Genomic DNA, 12960 nt, shown 5'->3' with positions numbered 1-12960 from the left:
GCCGTCTGCTGCACTTCCCCTGAGTCGCAGGACAGTTGACGAGACATCAGGGGGCGCAGTGACGCGACGTCAGCGGCATCTCGCAGCGGGCAGATCGGTTCTCACCGTACTCACGGCGTTCGGCGCGCTGACCGGCGCGGCCCTGTCGGGTGCGGCGCCGGCCGGTGCCGCACCGGCGGGCAGACACATCGCGCCGGGCGTCTCCTACCGGCAGTTCGACGTGCCGACGGCGGCGGGCACGGCGCACGCCCATCTGCTCACCGTGGAGCTGGGCAATCCGCACGTCCGCCTCGACCTGCTGCACCCGGGTGCGGTGGCCGCCCGCGCGACCGTCTCGAAGCTCGCCGACTCGGCCGGCGCGATCGCGGGCGTCAACGGTGACTTCTTCGACATCACCGAGACCCAGCACCCGGGCGTCGAGGCCACCGGCGCGACCGTGGGACCCGCGATCGCGCACGGGCAGGTGCTCAAGGCGGCGGTGCCCAAGGGCCAGCGGTTCGGACCCTCGCTGCCGCCGGGCACGACCACGCAGGACGTGCTCGGCGTCGGCACCGACCGGCGGGCCCGGCTGGACCGGCTCAGCCTGGTGGGCTCGGTCGGTACGCCGGACGGGGAACTGCCGCTCAAGGGCCTCAACCAGTACGCGCTGCCGGTGAACTCCGTCGGTGCCTTCACCGCGCACTGGGGCAGCGTCTCCCGCGTCCGCGCCACCTGCGGCACCGACACCGACCGCGGGGCGCCGTGCAGCACGGACACCCACGAGGTGACGGTGCGGGACGGCCGGGTGGTGGCCGCCGCCGACAAGCCGGGCAGCGGGGCGATCGGCGCCGGCACGACGGTCCTCGTGGGACGCGAGGCCGGCGCCCAGCGGTTGCGCAAGCTGTCGGTGGGCGACCCGGTGACGGTCACGCACGACCTGGTGGCCGCGTCGTCCGGCGTCGCCTACGAGTTCGCGCTCGGCGGCTACCCGGTGCTGCGGGACGGCGCGCCCCTGTCCGGGCTCGACGACAAGACCTCGGCCGTGCGCACCTGCGTCGGATTCACGCAGGACGGACGCCAGATGCTGCTCCTCGCCCTGGACGGCGCCGTCGCCTACCGCACGGGAATGACCACCGCGGAGGAGGCGGCCACGATGCGGGGCCTCGGCGCCGCGAACGCGTTCAACCTCGACGGCGGCGGGTCCACGGAGATGGTCACCCGGGCGTCGGGCGCGAGCGCCGTGTCGGTGCTCAACCACCCGAGCGGCGGCGCCGAACGCCCGGTGCCGAACGGCATCGGGGTCTTCTCGACCCCGTGAGCCTCTCAGGGTTTCAGACCGCCCATCAGCTGGGCCGTCGCGGTCAGCCCGCTCTGGATGGTGGGCGCCATGCTGGTGCTGGCCATGAAGAAGCCGAACAGCATGCAGACCACGGCGTGCGAGATCTTCAGCGCGCCGTTGCGCATGAAGATCACGGCGATCACCAGGAGCAGCAGCACCACGGACATGGAAACGGCCATCGGGAACCTCCTCCGCCACGCCCCTTGAGCGGCGTTCGGCCGCAAGTGTGGCGTAGCGGAGGGGTTGCCCGGGTGGCTGACGTGTCCCCCGATCGTGTGGTGTCCCGCCTGGGGGCGGGCCGCATGCGCGGTGGGTCAGGGCGCCTGGAGATCGACCAGTCCGGCCAGCGCGGAGCGGTGCGCGCCCGCGGTGCCGTAGGCGATCGAGTCGGCCTTGGCCCGCTTCAGGTACAGATGGACGGGGTGCTCCCAGGTCATGCCGATCCCGCCGTGCAGTTGCAGCGCCTCTTCGGCGGCGTGGACGGCGACGGGCGCGGCGTAGGCCTGGGCGACGGCCACCGTGATGTCGGCGTCCTCGCCGGTGGCCAGCGCGTCGGCGGCGGCGCGGGCGGCGGCGCGCAGGTTCACGACCTCCAGCCACAGCTGGGCGAGGCGGTGCTTGACCGCCTGGAAGCCGCCGACGGGCCGGTTGAACTGCTTGCGCTCCTTCAGGTACCGGACCGTCTCCGTCAACGCCCATTCGGCAAGGCCCAGTTGCTCGGAGGCGAGGAGTCCGGCCCCGGCGCGCAGGGCCCGTCGTACGGCGGGTTCGGCGTCGCCCAGCCGGCGGGCCCTCGCTCCGTCCAGGACGACCCGTGCCACCGGCCGGGTCAGGTCCAGGGACGTCTGCGGGACGACGTCGGCCCGGGAGGCGGCGAGCCCGTACAGCGCGCCGTCGCTCGCGGGCACGAGGAGCGTGTCGGCGAACGCCGCGTCCGCGATGCCGGCCAACTCCCCGTGCAGGGCGCCGTCCTCGACCCGGACGGTCGGGAAGCCGGCACCCGGGGCGGTGTGCAGGGGGACGCAGAGAGCGGCCACGTCGTGTCCGGCGGCCAGTGCCGACAGCAGGTCGTCCGCTCCGCACTCCAGGAGCGCCTCGGTGGCGACCACCGCGCTCGTCAGGAAGGGAACGGCAGCCGCCGTCCTCCCCAACTCCTCCAGTACTACGGCGACTTCGCGGAAGGTGGCGCCCTGGCCGTCCAGTTCCTCGGGCACCAGCAGTCCGGCCAGCCCCATGCCGTCGGTCAGGGCCTTCCACAACGCGACGTCGTGCGGCGCGTCCGACTCCGTACGGGCGATGGCCGCGCCCGGGTCCGCGTGGTCACCGATGAGGCCCCGCACGGCCGCCCGCAGCGCCTCTTCCTCCTGCGAGTACAGCAGGTCGGGCTGTGTGCTCATCGGGCCAGGTCCTTCCATGCGACGTCCTTGTCGGTGCGCGGCTCGGCGGGGAGGCCGAGGACGCGCTCGGCGACGATGTTCAGCAGGATCTCGCTGGTCCCGCCCTCGATGCTGTTGCCCTTGGAACGCAGGTAGCGGTAGCCGGCGTCGCGGCCGGTGAAGTCGACCAGTTCGGGGCGGCGCATGGTCCAGTCGTCGTACAACAGGCCCTCCTCGCCGCGTAGTTCGACCTCCAGGCCGCTGATCTCCTGGTTGAGGCGGGCGAAGCCGAGTTTCATGCCGGCGCCCTCGGGTCCGGGCTGGCCGGCGACGAGTTGCTGGCGCAGGCGCTCGGCGGTGAGCCGGGAGACCTCGGCCTCGACCCACAGCTTCAGCAGCCGCTGGTGCAGGTCGTGGGTGCGCAGTCCGGGGCGTTCCCGCCAGGTCTTCGAGACGGGGCCGATCATGCCGCCCTCGCGGGGCAGCCGCATGCCGCCGATGGCGACGCGTTCGTTGTTGAGCGTGGTCTGCGCGACCCGCCAGCCGTCGCCGACCTCGCCGAGGCGGCGGGAGTCGGGGATGCGTACGCCGGTGAGGAAGACCTCGTTGAACTCGGCCTCGCCGGTGATCTGGCGCAGCGGCCGTACCTCGACGCCCGGGTCGGTCATGTCGCAGATGAAGTAGGTGATGCCCGCGTGCTTGGGCACGTCCGGGTCGGTGCGGGCGATGAGGATGGCCCAGCGGGCGAGGTGGGCGCTGGAGGTCCACACCTTCTGCCCGTTGACGATCCAGTCCTCGCCCTCACACACGGCACGGGTGCCCAGTGCGGCCAGGTCGGAGCCGGCGCCGGGCTCGCTGAACAGCTGGCACCAGACCTCCTCGCCCGTCCACAGTGGCCGCAGATGGCGCCGCTTCTGCTCGTCGGTGCCGTAGCGCAGGATGGTCGGGGCGGCCATGCCGAGGCCGATACCGATGCGCCGGGGGTCGTTGTCGGGGGCGCCCGCGGCCTCCAGTTCGGCGTCCACGACGACCTGGAGGGAGCGTGGGGCGCCGAGTCCGCCGAGGCCCTCGGGGTAGTGCACCCAGGCGAGTCCGGCGTCGAAGCGGGCCCGCAGGAAGTCGAGGGGGTCGGTGCTCGCGGGCGGGTGCGCGGCGAGCAACACGCGGGTGCGGCGGGTGAGTTCGGCGGCGTCCGTCATGCGCCGGCTCCCTTCTGTGCCAGTACGGCCACCCGGCCGGTGGTCACGCCGTCGGCGACGCGCTGCACGGCGCCGGCGGCGTCCTCCAGCGGGACCCGCTCGCTCACCAGCGGCTTGATCGCGCCGCGTGCGGCCAGTTCGGTGAGCTGTTCGTGGCAGCGCAGGACCAGCGCGGGGTTCTTGGTGTTGTACAGACCCCAGTGGAGGCCGACGATCGAGTAGTTCTTCACCAGCGCGTGGTTGAGCGCGGGGCTCGGGATGGTACCGCTCGCGAAGCCGACGACCACGATGCGGCCCTCGAAGGCGACCACCTTGGCGGACTGGGTGTAGGCCTCGCCGCCGACCGGGTCGTAGATCACGTCGGCGCCGCGTCCGCCGGTGGCCTCCTTCACGGCGGCGACGACGTCCTCGGCGCGCCGGTCGATCACCACGTCACAGCCCAGCTCGCGGGCGACGGCGGCCTTGCCGGCGCCGCCCACGACGCCGATGACGCGGGCCCCGGCGGCCTTGCCGAGTTGGACGGCCGCGCTGCCGACACCGCCGGCGGCTGCGTGCACGAGCAGGGTCTCCCCCGCCTGGAGGTCCGCCCGGCGGTGCAGGCCGAACCAGCCGGTCTGGTAGCCGATGTGCAGCGCGGCGGCCTCGGCGTCGTCCAGCGACTCGGGCGCGGGCAGCAGGGCGCGGGCGTCGGCGACGGCGTACTCGGCGAAGCCGCCGTACGGCAGCGCGGGGTTGGCGATCACCCGGCGGCCGTCCTCGGTCTCGCCGCAGATCTCCACGCCGGGGGTGAAGGGCAGCGGCGGCCGTATCTGGTACTGACCCCGGCACAGCAGGGCGTCCGGGAAGTTGACGTTGGCGGCACGCACGCGCAGCAGCACCTGGCCGTCGCCGGGCGTGGGCCGCTCCACCTCCGCGAGACGCATCACCTCGCTCGGCTCGCCGTTCTCGTGCACTTGCCATGCCTGCATGCGGGGCCTCCACGGGACTGGACCTGCGTCGTCTGACCGGGCTCCACGGCATACTAAGCGGTCGCTTCGCCTCCCGGGAACAGGAGGCGTCATTCGGCTTCGGGGAACCGCAGGCGCCATTCCCCCCTCAGGGAACCAGCGGACGCCGCTCGCCTCCAAGGAACAGCGGACGCCATCCGCCTCCTCAGAACAGCGGGCGTCATTCGCTCTGCCCGCGCCGCGCCGGCCGCGCCCGCACATGCATCCGCTCCCCCTGCGCCCCGAACAGGCTCAGGAACTCCACGGGCCCCTCCCCCGTCGACCCGAACCAGTGCGGCACCCGCGTGTCGAACTCGGCCGCCTCCCCCGCCGAGAGCACCACGTCATGCTCGCCGAGGACCAGCCGCAGCCGCCCCGAGAGCACGTAGAGCCACTCGTAGCCCTCGTGGGTGCGCGGGTCCGGCTCCTGTCTGCGCTGGGGTTCGACGACCTTGAAGGCCTGCAGGCCGCCGGGCTGGCGGGTCAGCGGCCAGAAGGTGCGGCCCTGGCGCCGCAGGGGCTTGGCCCGCACCCGGGGGTCGCCGACCGGCGGGGCGCCGACCAGCTCGTCCAGCGGGACCTGATGGGCCTGGGCGATCGGCAGCAGCAGCTCCAGGCTGGGCCTGCGCAGCCCGGACTCCAGCCGGGACAGCGTGCTGACGGAGATGCCGGTGGCCTCGGACAGCGCGGCCAAGGTCACCTCCCGCTCCTTGCGCACCCGCCGCAGCCGGGGACCCACGTCCGCCAGCACGTCTTCGGTACTCATGACTCCTATTGCAGAAGTGGCAAACTTGTTTGTCAATCCGGCAGGCTCCGGGTGACCGTCTCACCATGACTGACAAGAACACGTACGAAGTGGTCGTCGTCGGGGGCGGCGCGGCCGGGCTGTCCGCCGCGCTGGTGCTGGGCCGGGCCCGGCGCCGCACGCTGGTCGTCGACGCGGGCGAGCCGCGCAACGCGCCGTCCGCGCACATGCAGGGCTATCTGTCCCGGGACGGGATGCCGCCCGCCGAGTTCCTGGCCGTCGGGCGCGAGGAGATCGCCCGGTACGGCGTGGACCTGGTGCGTGACCGGGTCGTCGGGGCGAGCCGCGAGGAGGACGGCACGGGCTTCGCCGTCGTCCTCGCCGGCGGCCGGACGGTACGGGCCCGGCAGCTGGTCGTGGCCACGGGCCTGAAGGACGAGCTGCCGCCGGTCCCGGGCCTGGCCGCACGCTTCGGGCGGGACGTGGTGCACTGCCCGTACTGCCACGGCTGGGAGGTCCGCGACCTGGCGACCGGTGTGCTCGCCACGAGCCCGCTGAGCGTCCACCAGGCCCTGATGGTCACCCAGTGGTCCAAGGACGTGCGGCTCTTCCTGCACCAGGTCCCGCGGTCGGAGCTGACCGGCGACGACCTGCGCAGGCTGGCCGCCGCCGGGGTGGCCGTCGTGCCCGGGGAGGTCGCGGAGGTGGTGGTCGCCGAGGACCGGCTCACCGGGGTCCGCCTGGCTGGGGGCACCCCCTCCGGGGGAGGCACGGTCCACGACTGCGAGGTGCTGTACGCCGCCCCGCGCGCCGTGCCGCGAAGCGAGCTGCTGCTCCAGCTGGGCGCCGAGATGCGCGAGACGCCCTTCGGCGGCTACCCGGTGATCGACGAGCGGGGCCTGACGAGCGTGCCCGGACTGTGGGCGGCGGGCAACGCGAGCGGCTTCGCCGAGCAGGTGGTGAACGCGGTCAGCCGTGGCTACCGGGCCGGGGCGGCGATCAACGGGGAACTGCTCTTCGCCGATCTGGATGCGGCCGTGCGGGTGTAAGGGCCCCGTGCGCGGTGCACGATGACTGCATGCTGCTGAGCCGGCTCGCCGAGGTGTCCCGGGAGGTCGCCGCCACGGCGGCCCGGTCCCGCAAGACCGCCCTGCTCGCGGAGTTGTTCCGTGAGGCGGAGGCGGACGACGTACCGATCGTCATCCCGTATCTCGCGGGGCGGCTGCCGCAGGGGCGGCTCGGCGTGGGCTGGAAGGTGCTGAGCCGCCCGGTCCCGCCGGCCGCCGGGCCGTCCCTGACCGTGCGGGAGGTCGACGCCCGGCTCACCGGGCTGGGCGCGGTGTCCGGACCCGGCTCGCAGGCGGAGCGGACGCGGATCGTCGGCGAGCTGATGGGCGCGGCCACCGAGGACGAGCAGCGCTTTTTGCGGGGGCTGCTCCTCGGCGAGGTCCGCCAGGGCGCCCTGGACGCGGTCGCGGCGGAGGGCCTCGCCGAGGCGACCGGCGCGGACCCGGCGGCCGTGCGGCGGGCGGTGATGCTCGCCGGGTCGCTGCAGACGGTGGCGCGGGCGCTGCTCGCCGAGGGACCGGAGGCGCTGGCCTGCTTCCGGCTCACCGTGGGCCGTCCGGTGCTGCCGATGCTGGCGCAGACCGCCTCCTCGGTCGGTGAGGCGGTGGAGAAGCTCCACCCGTGCGCGGTCGAGGAGAAACTGGACGGCATCCGGGTGCAGGTGCACCGGGAGGGCAGCACGGTGCGGATCCACACCCGGACCCTGGACGACATCACCGACCGGCTGCCCGAAGTGACACGCGCGGCTCTGGGGCTGGCGTGCGAGCGGTTCGTCCTGGACGGCGAGGTGATCTCCTTCGACGCGTACGGCAGGCCCCGCTCCTTCCAGGAGACGGCGGGCCGGGTCGGCTCCCGTACCGACGTGTCGAAGGCAGCCCGGGAGGTGCCCGTCACCCCTGTCTTCTTCGACACGCTCCTGATCGGCGATCAGGACCTGCTCGACCTGCCGTTCTCGGAGCGGCACGCGCTGCTGGCGGACCTGGTGCCCGCCCCGATGCGGGTGCGCCGCACCGTGGCGTCGGGGCCGCAGCACGTCCCGGAGGCGGAGCGCTTCCTCGCCGGGGCCCTGGCCCGGGGCCACGAGGGCGTGGTCGTCAAGGCGCTGGACGCCCCCTACAGCGCGGGCCGGCGTGGCGCGTCCTGGCTCAAGGTGAAGCCGGTGCACACGCTCGACCTGGTCGTGCTGGCCGCCGAGTGGGGCCACGGCCGCCGCACCGGCAGGCTCTCCAACCTCCACCTCGGCGCCCGTACCGCCGACGGCGGCTACGCCATGCTCGGCAAGACGTTCAAGGGCATGACCGACGTGATGCTCGCCTGGCAGACCGAGAAGCTCCGGGAACTGGCGATCCGGGACGACGGCTGGACGGTCACCGTCCGCCCCGAACTCGTGGTCGAGATCGCCTACGACGGCCTGCAGCGCTCCTCCCGCTATCCGGCCGGCGTCACCCTCCGCTTCGCCCGCGTGGTCCGCTACCGCGAGGACAAGCGCCCCGAGGACGCGGATACCGTGGAAGCCCTGCTGGCGGCCCACCCGGAGGTCACACCGTGACGGTACGCACGACGAGGCGCAGCGCGGGACTGCTGTTGTTCCGGCGCACCGGCGACGGCCTGGAGGTGCTGCTCGGCCACATGGGCGGCCCGTTCTTCGCGAAGAAGGAGAGCGGGGCGTGGACGGTGGTCAAGGGCGAGTACGGGCCGGACGAGCCCGCCTGGGAGGCGGCCCGGCGGGAGTTCCGGGAGGAACTGGGGCTGGCGCCGCCCGAGGGGGAGGCCGTAGCGCTGGGCGAGGTCGCGCAGGCGGGCGGCAAGGTCGTCACGGCCTGGGCGGTCGAAGCCGATCTTGACCCGGAGACGATCACGCCCGGCACGTTCACGATGGAGTGGCCTCCGCGCTCCGGGCGGACGCGGGAGTTCCCGGAGCTGGACCGGGTGGCGTGGTTCGCGGTGGAGCGGGCCCGCGAGCTGATCGTCGCCGCGCAGGCCACGTTCCTCGACCGACTGGCCGAGCACGCGGACTGAAAAGGCGATCACACGTTGCGTTCGGCGGCGTGGCGCGCGAAGGTCGGAACACAGCCCGTTTCCAGGGGAGGCAGCCATGCCCATCGCGACGGTCAACCCGGCGAATGGCGAGACGCTCAAGACGTACGAGGCCATGGGCGAGGAGGAGCTGGAGCGCCGGCTCCAGCTCGCCGAGGCCACGTTCCGCACGTACCGGACGACCACGTTCGCCGAGCGCGCCCGCCTGCTGAACAAGGCGGCCGATCTGCTCGACGAGGACCTTCCGGAGATCGCGCGGGTCATGACCACCGAGATGGGCAAGCCGGTGAAGCAGGCCCGCGCGGAGGCCGCCAAGTGCGCCAAGGCCATGCGCTGGTACGCGGAGCGTGCCGAGGGGCTGCTCGCCGACGAGACGCCGGCCGAGTCGGACGTGCGTGACTCCGGCGCCTCCAGGGTGCGGGTCAGCTATCGCCCGCTGGGCCCGGTGCTCGCGGTGATGCCCTGGAACTTCCCGCTGTGGCAGGTGGTCCGCTTCGCCGCGCCCGCGCTCATGGCGGGCAACGTCGGTCTGCTCAAGCACGCCTCGAACGTCCCGCAGACCGCCCTGTACCTGGAGGACCTGTTCCACCGGGCGGGCTTCCCCGAGGGCGCCTTCCAGACCCTGCTGATCGGGGCGGGCGCGGTCGACGACATCCTGCGCGACGAGCGGGTGCGGGCCGCGACGCTCACCGGCAGCGAGCCCGCCGGGCGCGCGGTCGCCTCCACCGCCGGCGAGATGATCAAGAAGACGGTGCTGGAGCTGGGCGGCAGCGACCCCTATGTCGTCATGCCCTCCGCCGACCTCGACCGGGCCGCCCGGGTCGCCGTGACCGCGCGGGTGCAGAACAACGGGCAGTCCTGCATCGCGGCGAAGCGGTTCATCGTGCACACCGACGTGTACGACGCCTTCACCGAGAAGTTCGTCGCGGGCATGAAGGCGCTCACGGTCGGTGACCCGCTGGAGGAGGACACCGAGGTCGGGCCGCTCTCCAGCGAGCAGGGGCGGGCCGACGTGGAGGAACTGGTGGACGACGCCCGGCGCAGCGGCGCCGAGGTGCTGTGCGGCGGGACGCGTCCGGAGGGGCCGGGCTGGTACTACCCGCCGACGGTGCTCGCGGGCATCACCCGGCAGATGCGCATCCACCGCGAGGAGGCGTTCGGTCCGGTCGCCACACTGTACCGGGTGGACGACCTGGACGAGGCGATCCTGATCGCCAACGACTCGCCGTTCGGCCTGAGTTCGAACGTGTGGACACGTGACGAGAGCGAGGTCGAGCGGTTCGCGCACGACCTGGAGGCCGGGGCCGTGTACGTGAACGGGATGACGGCCTCTCATCCGGCCTTCCCCTTCGGCGGGGTGAAGCGCTCGGGCTACGGACGTGAGCTGTCCGAGCACGGAATCCGCGAGTTCTGCAACATCACCACGGTTTGGCAGGGTGCGTGAGCGCCGCACGGCTAGCATCCGGTCTGTGAACCGCGAAGTGACTCTGCCCCTGATCGTGGACGACCGTGGGGTCCTGCAGGTGGCCGCGGCCGATGTCAGCAAGCTGCTGCGCACGGTGGGGGCCCGGTGGCTGCATCTCGTCGAGGACGGCGATCAGCGGCTGGACGAGGACACCGTCGCCGCGCTGACCATCGAGCTGGCGAAGCTGGCGGATCGCATCGACGTGGCGTGCATCGCCCACAGCAGTGGAGCGCCGTAGAAGTCCCTCAACTGGCCGTTGGCCTGCGGGAACAGGGAGCGCACGGCTCTTGGTCGCTCTGTGTCGTCCCCGATTCGGAGTAATCCGAATCGAGATCGTCGCCCTCCCGGGTGAGTCTGAATGGACCACCTTCTGACCGGCGGGCGAAGGCCTGCCGGACGGCGAAAGCAGGGACGGCTCATGGCGACTTTGTGCAGACCCTCGGTGTCCGTACCGGAACACGTGATCACGATGGAGGAGACGCTCGAGCTGGCACGCTCCCGTCACGCGGACCACCCGCAGCTTCCCCTCGCCCTCCGGTTGATCGAGAACACCGGAGTACGCACTCGGCACATCGTGCAGCCCATCGAAGAGACCCTGAAGCACCCCGGGTTCGAGCAGCGCAACAAGCTCTACGAGGCGGAGGCCAAGGCCCGCGTCCCGGCGGTCATCCAGCGGGCGCTGGACGACGCCGAACTCCTCACCTCGGACATCGACGTCCTCATCTACGTGTCGTGCACGGGCTTCATGATGCCCTCGCTCACCGCGTGGCTGATCAACGAGATGGACTTCCCGAGCAACACCCGGCAGCTCCCCATCGCGCAGCTGGGCTGTGCGGCCGGCGGCGCGGCCATCAACCGGGCGCACGACTTCTGTTCGGCCTATCCGGACGCCAACGCACTCATCGTGGCCTGCGAGTTCTGCTCGCTGTGCTACCAGCCCACCGACCTCGGCGTCGGCTCGCTGCTCTCCAACGGCCTGTTCGGCGACGGCATCGCGGCCGCCGTGGTGCGGGGCAAGGGCGGCACGGGAGTCCACCTGGAGCGCAACAGCTCGTACCTGATCCCCAAGACCGACGACTGGATCGCGTACGACGTCCGGGACACCGGCTTCCACTTCCTGCTGGACAAGCGGGTGCCCGCCACCATGGAGCCGCTCGCCCCGGCGCTCCAGGAACTCGCCGGCTCGCACGGCTGGGACGCGTCCGACCTGGATTTCTACATCATCCACGCGGGCGGACCCCGAATACTCGACGACCTCAGCAAGTTCCTGCGGGTCGAGCCCGAGGCCTTCCGGTTCAGCCGGGCCACGCTCACCGAGTACGGGAACATCGCGAGCGCCGTCGTCCTGGACGCGCTGCGTCGGCTGTTCGACGAGGGCGGTGCCGAGGAGCGGGCCCGCGGACTGCTGGCCGGCTTCGGTCCCGGCATCACCGCCGAGATGACGGTGGGCAGCTGGGTGCGGAACGGCGAGCCGGCACGATGAGCGAGGAGACCCTCCCCGAGACCGGGCCCGGCGGGCCCGGGGCCGGCGGGCCCGGGCCCGGCACCGGTCCCGCGTCCGCGGCCGGGTCCGGGGCCCTGTCCCCGATCCGGCAGTGGCCGGCGCTCGACCTGGCCGGGACGGACTTTGACCCGGTGCTGGGCGAGCTGATGCGCGAGGGCCCGGTCAGCCGTGTCGCCCTGCCCAACGGCGAGGGCTGGGCCTGGCTGGTCACCCGGTACGAGGACGTACGGGCGGTGGCCAACGACCCCCGGTTCAGCCGCGAGGCGGTCATGGACCACCCGGTCACCCGGCTCGCCCCGCACTTCATTCCCGACCGGGGCGCGGTCGGCTTCCTCGATCCGCCCGATCACACGCGGCTGCGCCGCGCGGTCGCGCCCGCCTTCACCGCGAAGGGCGTGGAACGGGTCCGGGACAGGGCCCGGGTCATGCTGGACGAGCTCGTGGACGAACTCGTCCGGGGCGGGCCGCCCGCCGACCTCACCCATGCGGTGCTCAGCCCCTTCCCCATCGCGGTGATCTGCGAGCTGATGGGCGTGCCGACGGCCGACCGGCACGACATGCACACATGGACCCAGGTGATCCTGTCCTCCGCGCACGGCAAGGAGGCCAGCGAGAAGGCCAAGCGCGAGATGGGCGCCTACTTCGCCGAGCTCGTGGAACTGCGCGAGGGCAGCACGGGCGAGGACGTCGCCTCACTGCTCGGCGCCGCCGTCGGCCAGGGCGAGGTGGCGCTGGAGGAGGCCGTCGGTCTCTGCGTCCTCCTCCAGATCGGCGGCGAGGCGGTCACCAACAACAGCGGGCAGATGTTCTACCTGCTGCTGACCCGCCCCGACCTGGCCGAGCACCTGCGCTACCACCCCGCCGCGCGTCCCCGGGCCATCGACGAACTGCTGCGGTACATCCCGCACCGCAACGCCGTCGGCCTGTCCCGGATCGCGACACGGGACGTGGAGATCGCGGGCCGGCGGATCCGGGCGGGCGAGGCGGTCTATGTGTCCTATCTCGCCGCCAACCGCGACCCGGACGTCTTCCCCGACCCGGAGACGATCGACCTCTCCCGCAGCCCGAACCCGCATGTGGCGTTCGGCTTCGGCCCGCACTACTGTCCGGGCGGCCAGCTCGCCCGGCTGGAGTCGGAGCTGCTGGTCGACGCGCTGCTGGACCGGGTGCCGGGTCTGAAGCTGGCCGTCCCGCCCCATCAAGTGCCCTTCAGGAAGGGCGCGCTGATCCGTGGCCCCGAGTCCCTGCCCGTGACGTGGTGA

13 protein-coding genes are annotated in these 12960 nt (G+C 72.7%); 8 read left to right on the top strand and 5 right to left on the bottom strand.

The window, feature by feature from the left end; genetic code table 11:
- The first annotated feature begins 58 nt into the window (after nucleotides 1-58).
- On the top strand, nucleotides 59-1297 hold the full coding sequence (locus ACGFYV_RS17670; protein ID WP_393879295.1) for a phosphodiester glycosidase family protein: 1239 nt from the start codon (nucleotides 59-61) through the stop codon (nucleotides 1295-1297).
- A gap of 5 nt (nucleotides 1298-1302) precedes the next feature.
- On the opposite strand, the gene ACGFYV_RS17665 is transcribed toward ACGFYV_RS17670, so the two are convergent.
- The 5 genes from ACGFYV_RS17665 to ACGFYV_RS17645 all read right to left on the bottom strand — a co-directional run bounded on the left by ACGFYV_RS17665 (nucleotide 1303) and on the right by ACGFYV_RS17645 (nucleotide 5645).
- Nucleotides 1303-1497 carry a hypothetical protein gene (locus tag ACGFYV_RS17665; RefSeq protein WP_393879294.1) on the bottom strand — a complete coding sequence of 65 codons (195 nt, stop codon included), beginning with the start codon at nucleotides 1495-1497 and terminating at the stop codon, nucleotides 1303-1305.
- A 135-nt stretch (nucleotides 1498-1632) separates the two neighbouring features.
- A complete protein-coding gene (locus ACGFYV_RS17660; RefSeq protein WP_393879293.1) occupies nucleotides 1633-2715 on the bottom strand; it encodes an acyl-CoA dehydrogenase family protein in 1083 nt (360 codons plus the stop codon).
- Nucleotides 2712-3893, bottom strand: coding sequence for an acyl-CoA dehydrogenase family protein (locus ACGFYV_RS17655; RefSeq protein WP_393879292.1), 1182 nt, complete (start codon nucleotides 3891-3893; stop codon nucleotides 2712-2714). The genes ACGFYV_RS17660 and ACGFYV_RS17655 overlap by 4 nt, the downstream gene beginning before the upstream one ends.
- On the bottom strand, nucleotides 3890-4861 hold the full coding sequence (locus tag ACGFYV_RS17650) for an NADPH:quinone oxidoreductase family protein (protein WP_393879291.1): 972 nt from the start codon (nucleotides 4859-4861) through the stop codon (nucleotides 3890-3892). The genes ACGFYV_RS17655 and ACGFYV_RS17650 overlap by 4 nt, the downstream gene beginning before the upstream one ends.
- A 199-nt stretch (nucleotides 4862-5060) precedes the next feature.
- The gene (locus ACGFYV_RS17645) at nucleotides 5061-5645 is read right to left on the bottom strand and encodes a helix-turn-helix domain-containing protein (protein ID WP_393879290.1); all 585 of its coding nucleotides are present in this window, start codon (nucleotides 5643-5645) and stop codon (nucleotides 5061-5063) included.
- Nucleotides 5646-5710: 65 nt separating this feature from the next.
- Between ACGFYV_RS17645 and ACGFYV_RS17640 the strand changes: the two genes are divergently transcribed.
- From ACGFYV_RS17640 to ACGFYV_RS17610, 7 genes are all read left to right on the top strand, one after another.
- Nucleotides 5711-6673, top strand: a complete 963-nt coding sequence (locus tag ACGFYV_RS17640) for an NAD(P)/FAD-dependent oxidoreductase (protein WP_393879289.1) — start codon at nucleotides 5711-5713, stop codon at nucleotides 6671-6673.
- 29 nt (nucleotides 6674-6702) lie between these two features.
- Complete coding sequence (locus ACGFYV_RS17635) at nucleotides 6703-8241, top strand: ATP-dependent DNA ligase (RefSeq protein ID WP_393879288.1); 1539 nt, start codon at nucleotides 6703-6705, stop codon at nucleotides 8239-8241.
- Nucleotides 8238-8711, top strand: a complete 474-nt coding sequence (locus ACGFYV_RS17630; RefSeq protein WP_393879287.1) for an NUDIX domain-containing protein — start codon at nucleotides 8238-8240, stop codon at nucleotides 8709-8711. Before ACGFYV_RS17635 ends, ACGFYV_RS17630 begins: the two co-directional genes overlap by 4 nt.
- 76 nt (nucleotides 8712-8787) lie before the next feature.
- Nucleotides 8788-10173 (top strand): NADP-dependent succinic semialdehyde dehydrogenase, encoded by a 1386-nt coding sequence (locus tag ACGFYV_RS17625; RefSeq protein ID WP_393879286.1) that lies wholly within the window; start codon nucleotides 8788-8790, stop codon nucleotides 10171-10173.
- 25 nt (nucleotides 10174-10198) lie between these two features.
- Nucleotides 10199-10432 (top strand): DUF6213 family protein, encoded by a 234-nt coding sequence (locus ACGFYV_RS17620; RefSeq protein WP_393879285.1) that lies wholly within the window; start codon nucleotides 10199-10201, stop codon nucleotides 10430-10432.
- Nucleotides 10433-10612: 180 nt separating this feature from the next.
- Nucleotides 10613-11677: a type III polyketide synthase gene (locus tag ACGFYV_RS17615; protein ID WP_393879284.1), complete on the top strand. Its 1065-nt coding sequence runs from the start codon at nucleotides 10613-10615 to the stop codon at nucleotides 11675-11677.
- Entirely contained in the window at nucleotides 11674-12960 is a 1287-nt protein-coding gene (locus ACGFYV_RS17610; protein WP_393879283.1) for a cytochrome P450, read from the top strand. The genes ACGFYV_RS17615 and ACGFYV_RS17610 overlap by 4 nt, the downstream gene beginning before the upstream one ends.

It is taken from the genome of Streptomyces sp. NPDC048297 (genome assembly GCF_043201585.1).
GTDB lineage: Bacteria > Actinomycetota > Actinomycetes > Streptomycetales > Streptomycetaceae > Streptomyces.
The sequence above is the reverse complement of the archived record's forward strand: the minus strand, read 5'-3'. Positions and strand labels throughout refer to the sequence as shown.

Bases quoted from the DNA above. Each gene is read 5' to 3' on its own strand.
- ACGFYV_RS17665 (WP_393879294.1), bottom strand. From the start codon at position 1,497: ATGGCCGTTTCCATGTCCGTGGTGCTGCTGCTCCTGGTGATCGCCGTG.
- ACGFYV_RS17660 (WP_393879293.1), bottom strand. From the start codon at position 2,715: ATGAGCACACAGCCCGACCTGCTGTACTCGCAGGAGGAAGAGGCGCTG.
- ACGFYV_RS17655 (WP_393879292.1), bottom strand. From the start codon at position 3,893: ATGACGGACGCCGCCGAACTCACCCGCCGCACCCGCGTGTTGCTCGCC.
- ACGFYV_RS17650 (WP_393879291.1), bottom strand. From the start codon at position 4,861: ATGCAGGCATGGCAAGTGCACGAGAACGGCGAGCCGAGCGAGGTGATG.
- ACGFYV_RS17645 (WP_393879290.1), bottom strand. From the start codon at position 5,645: ATGAGTACCGAAGACGTGCTGGCGGACGTGGGTCCCCGGCTGCGGCGG.
- ACGFYV_RS17640 (WP_393879289.1), top strand. From the start codon at position 5,711: ATGACTGACAAGAACACGTACGAAGTGGTCGTCGTCGGGGGCGGCGCG.
- ACGFYV_RS17635 (WP_393879288.1), top strand. From the start codon at position 6,703: ATGCTGCTGAGCCGGCTCGCCGAGGTGTCCCGGGAGGTCGCCGCCACG.
- ACGFYV_RS17625 (WP_393879286.1), top strand. From the start codon at position 8,788: ATGCCCATCGCGACGGTCAACCCGGCGAATGGCGAGACGCTCAAGACG.
- ACGFYV_RS17615 (WP_393879284.1), top strand. From the start codon at position 10,613: ATGGCGACTTTGTGCAGACCCTCGGTGTCCGTACCGGAACACGTGATC.
- ACGFYV_RS17610 (WP_393879283.1), top strand. From the start codon at position 11,674: ATGAGCGAGGAGACCCTCCCCGAGACCGGGCCCGGCGGGCCCGGGGCC.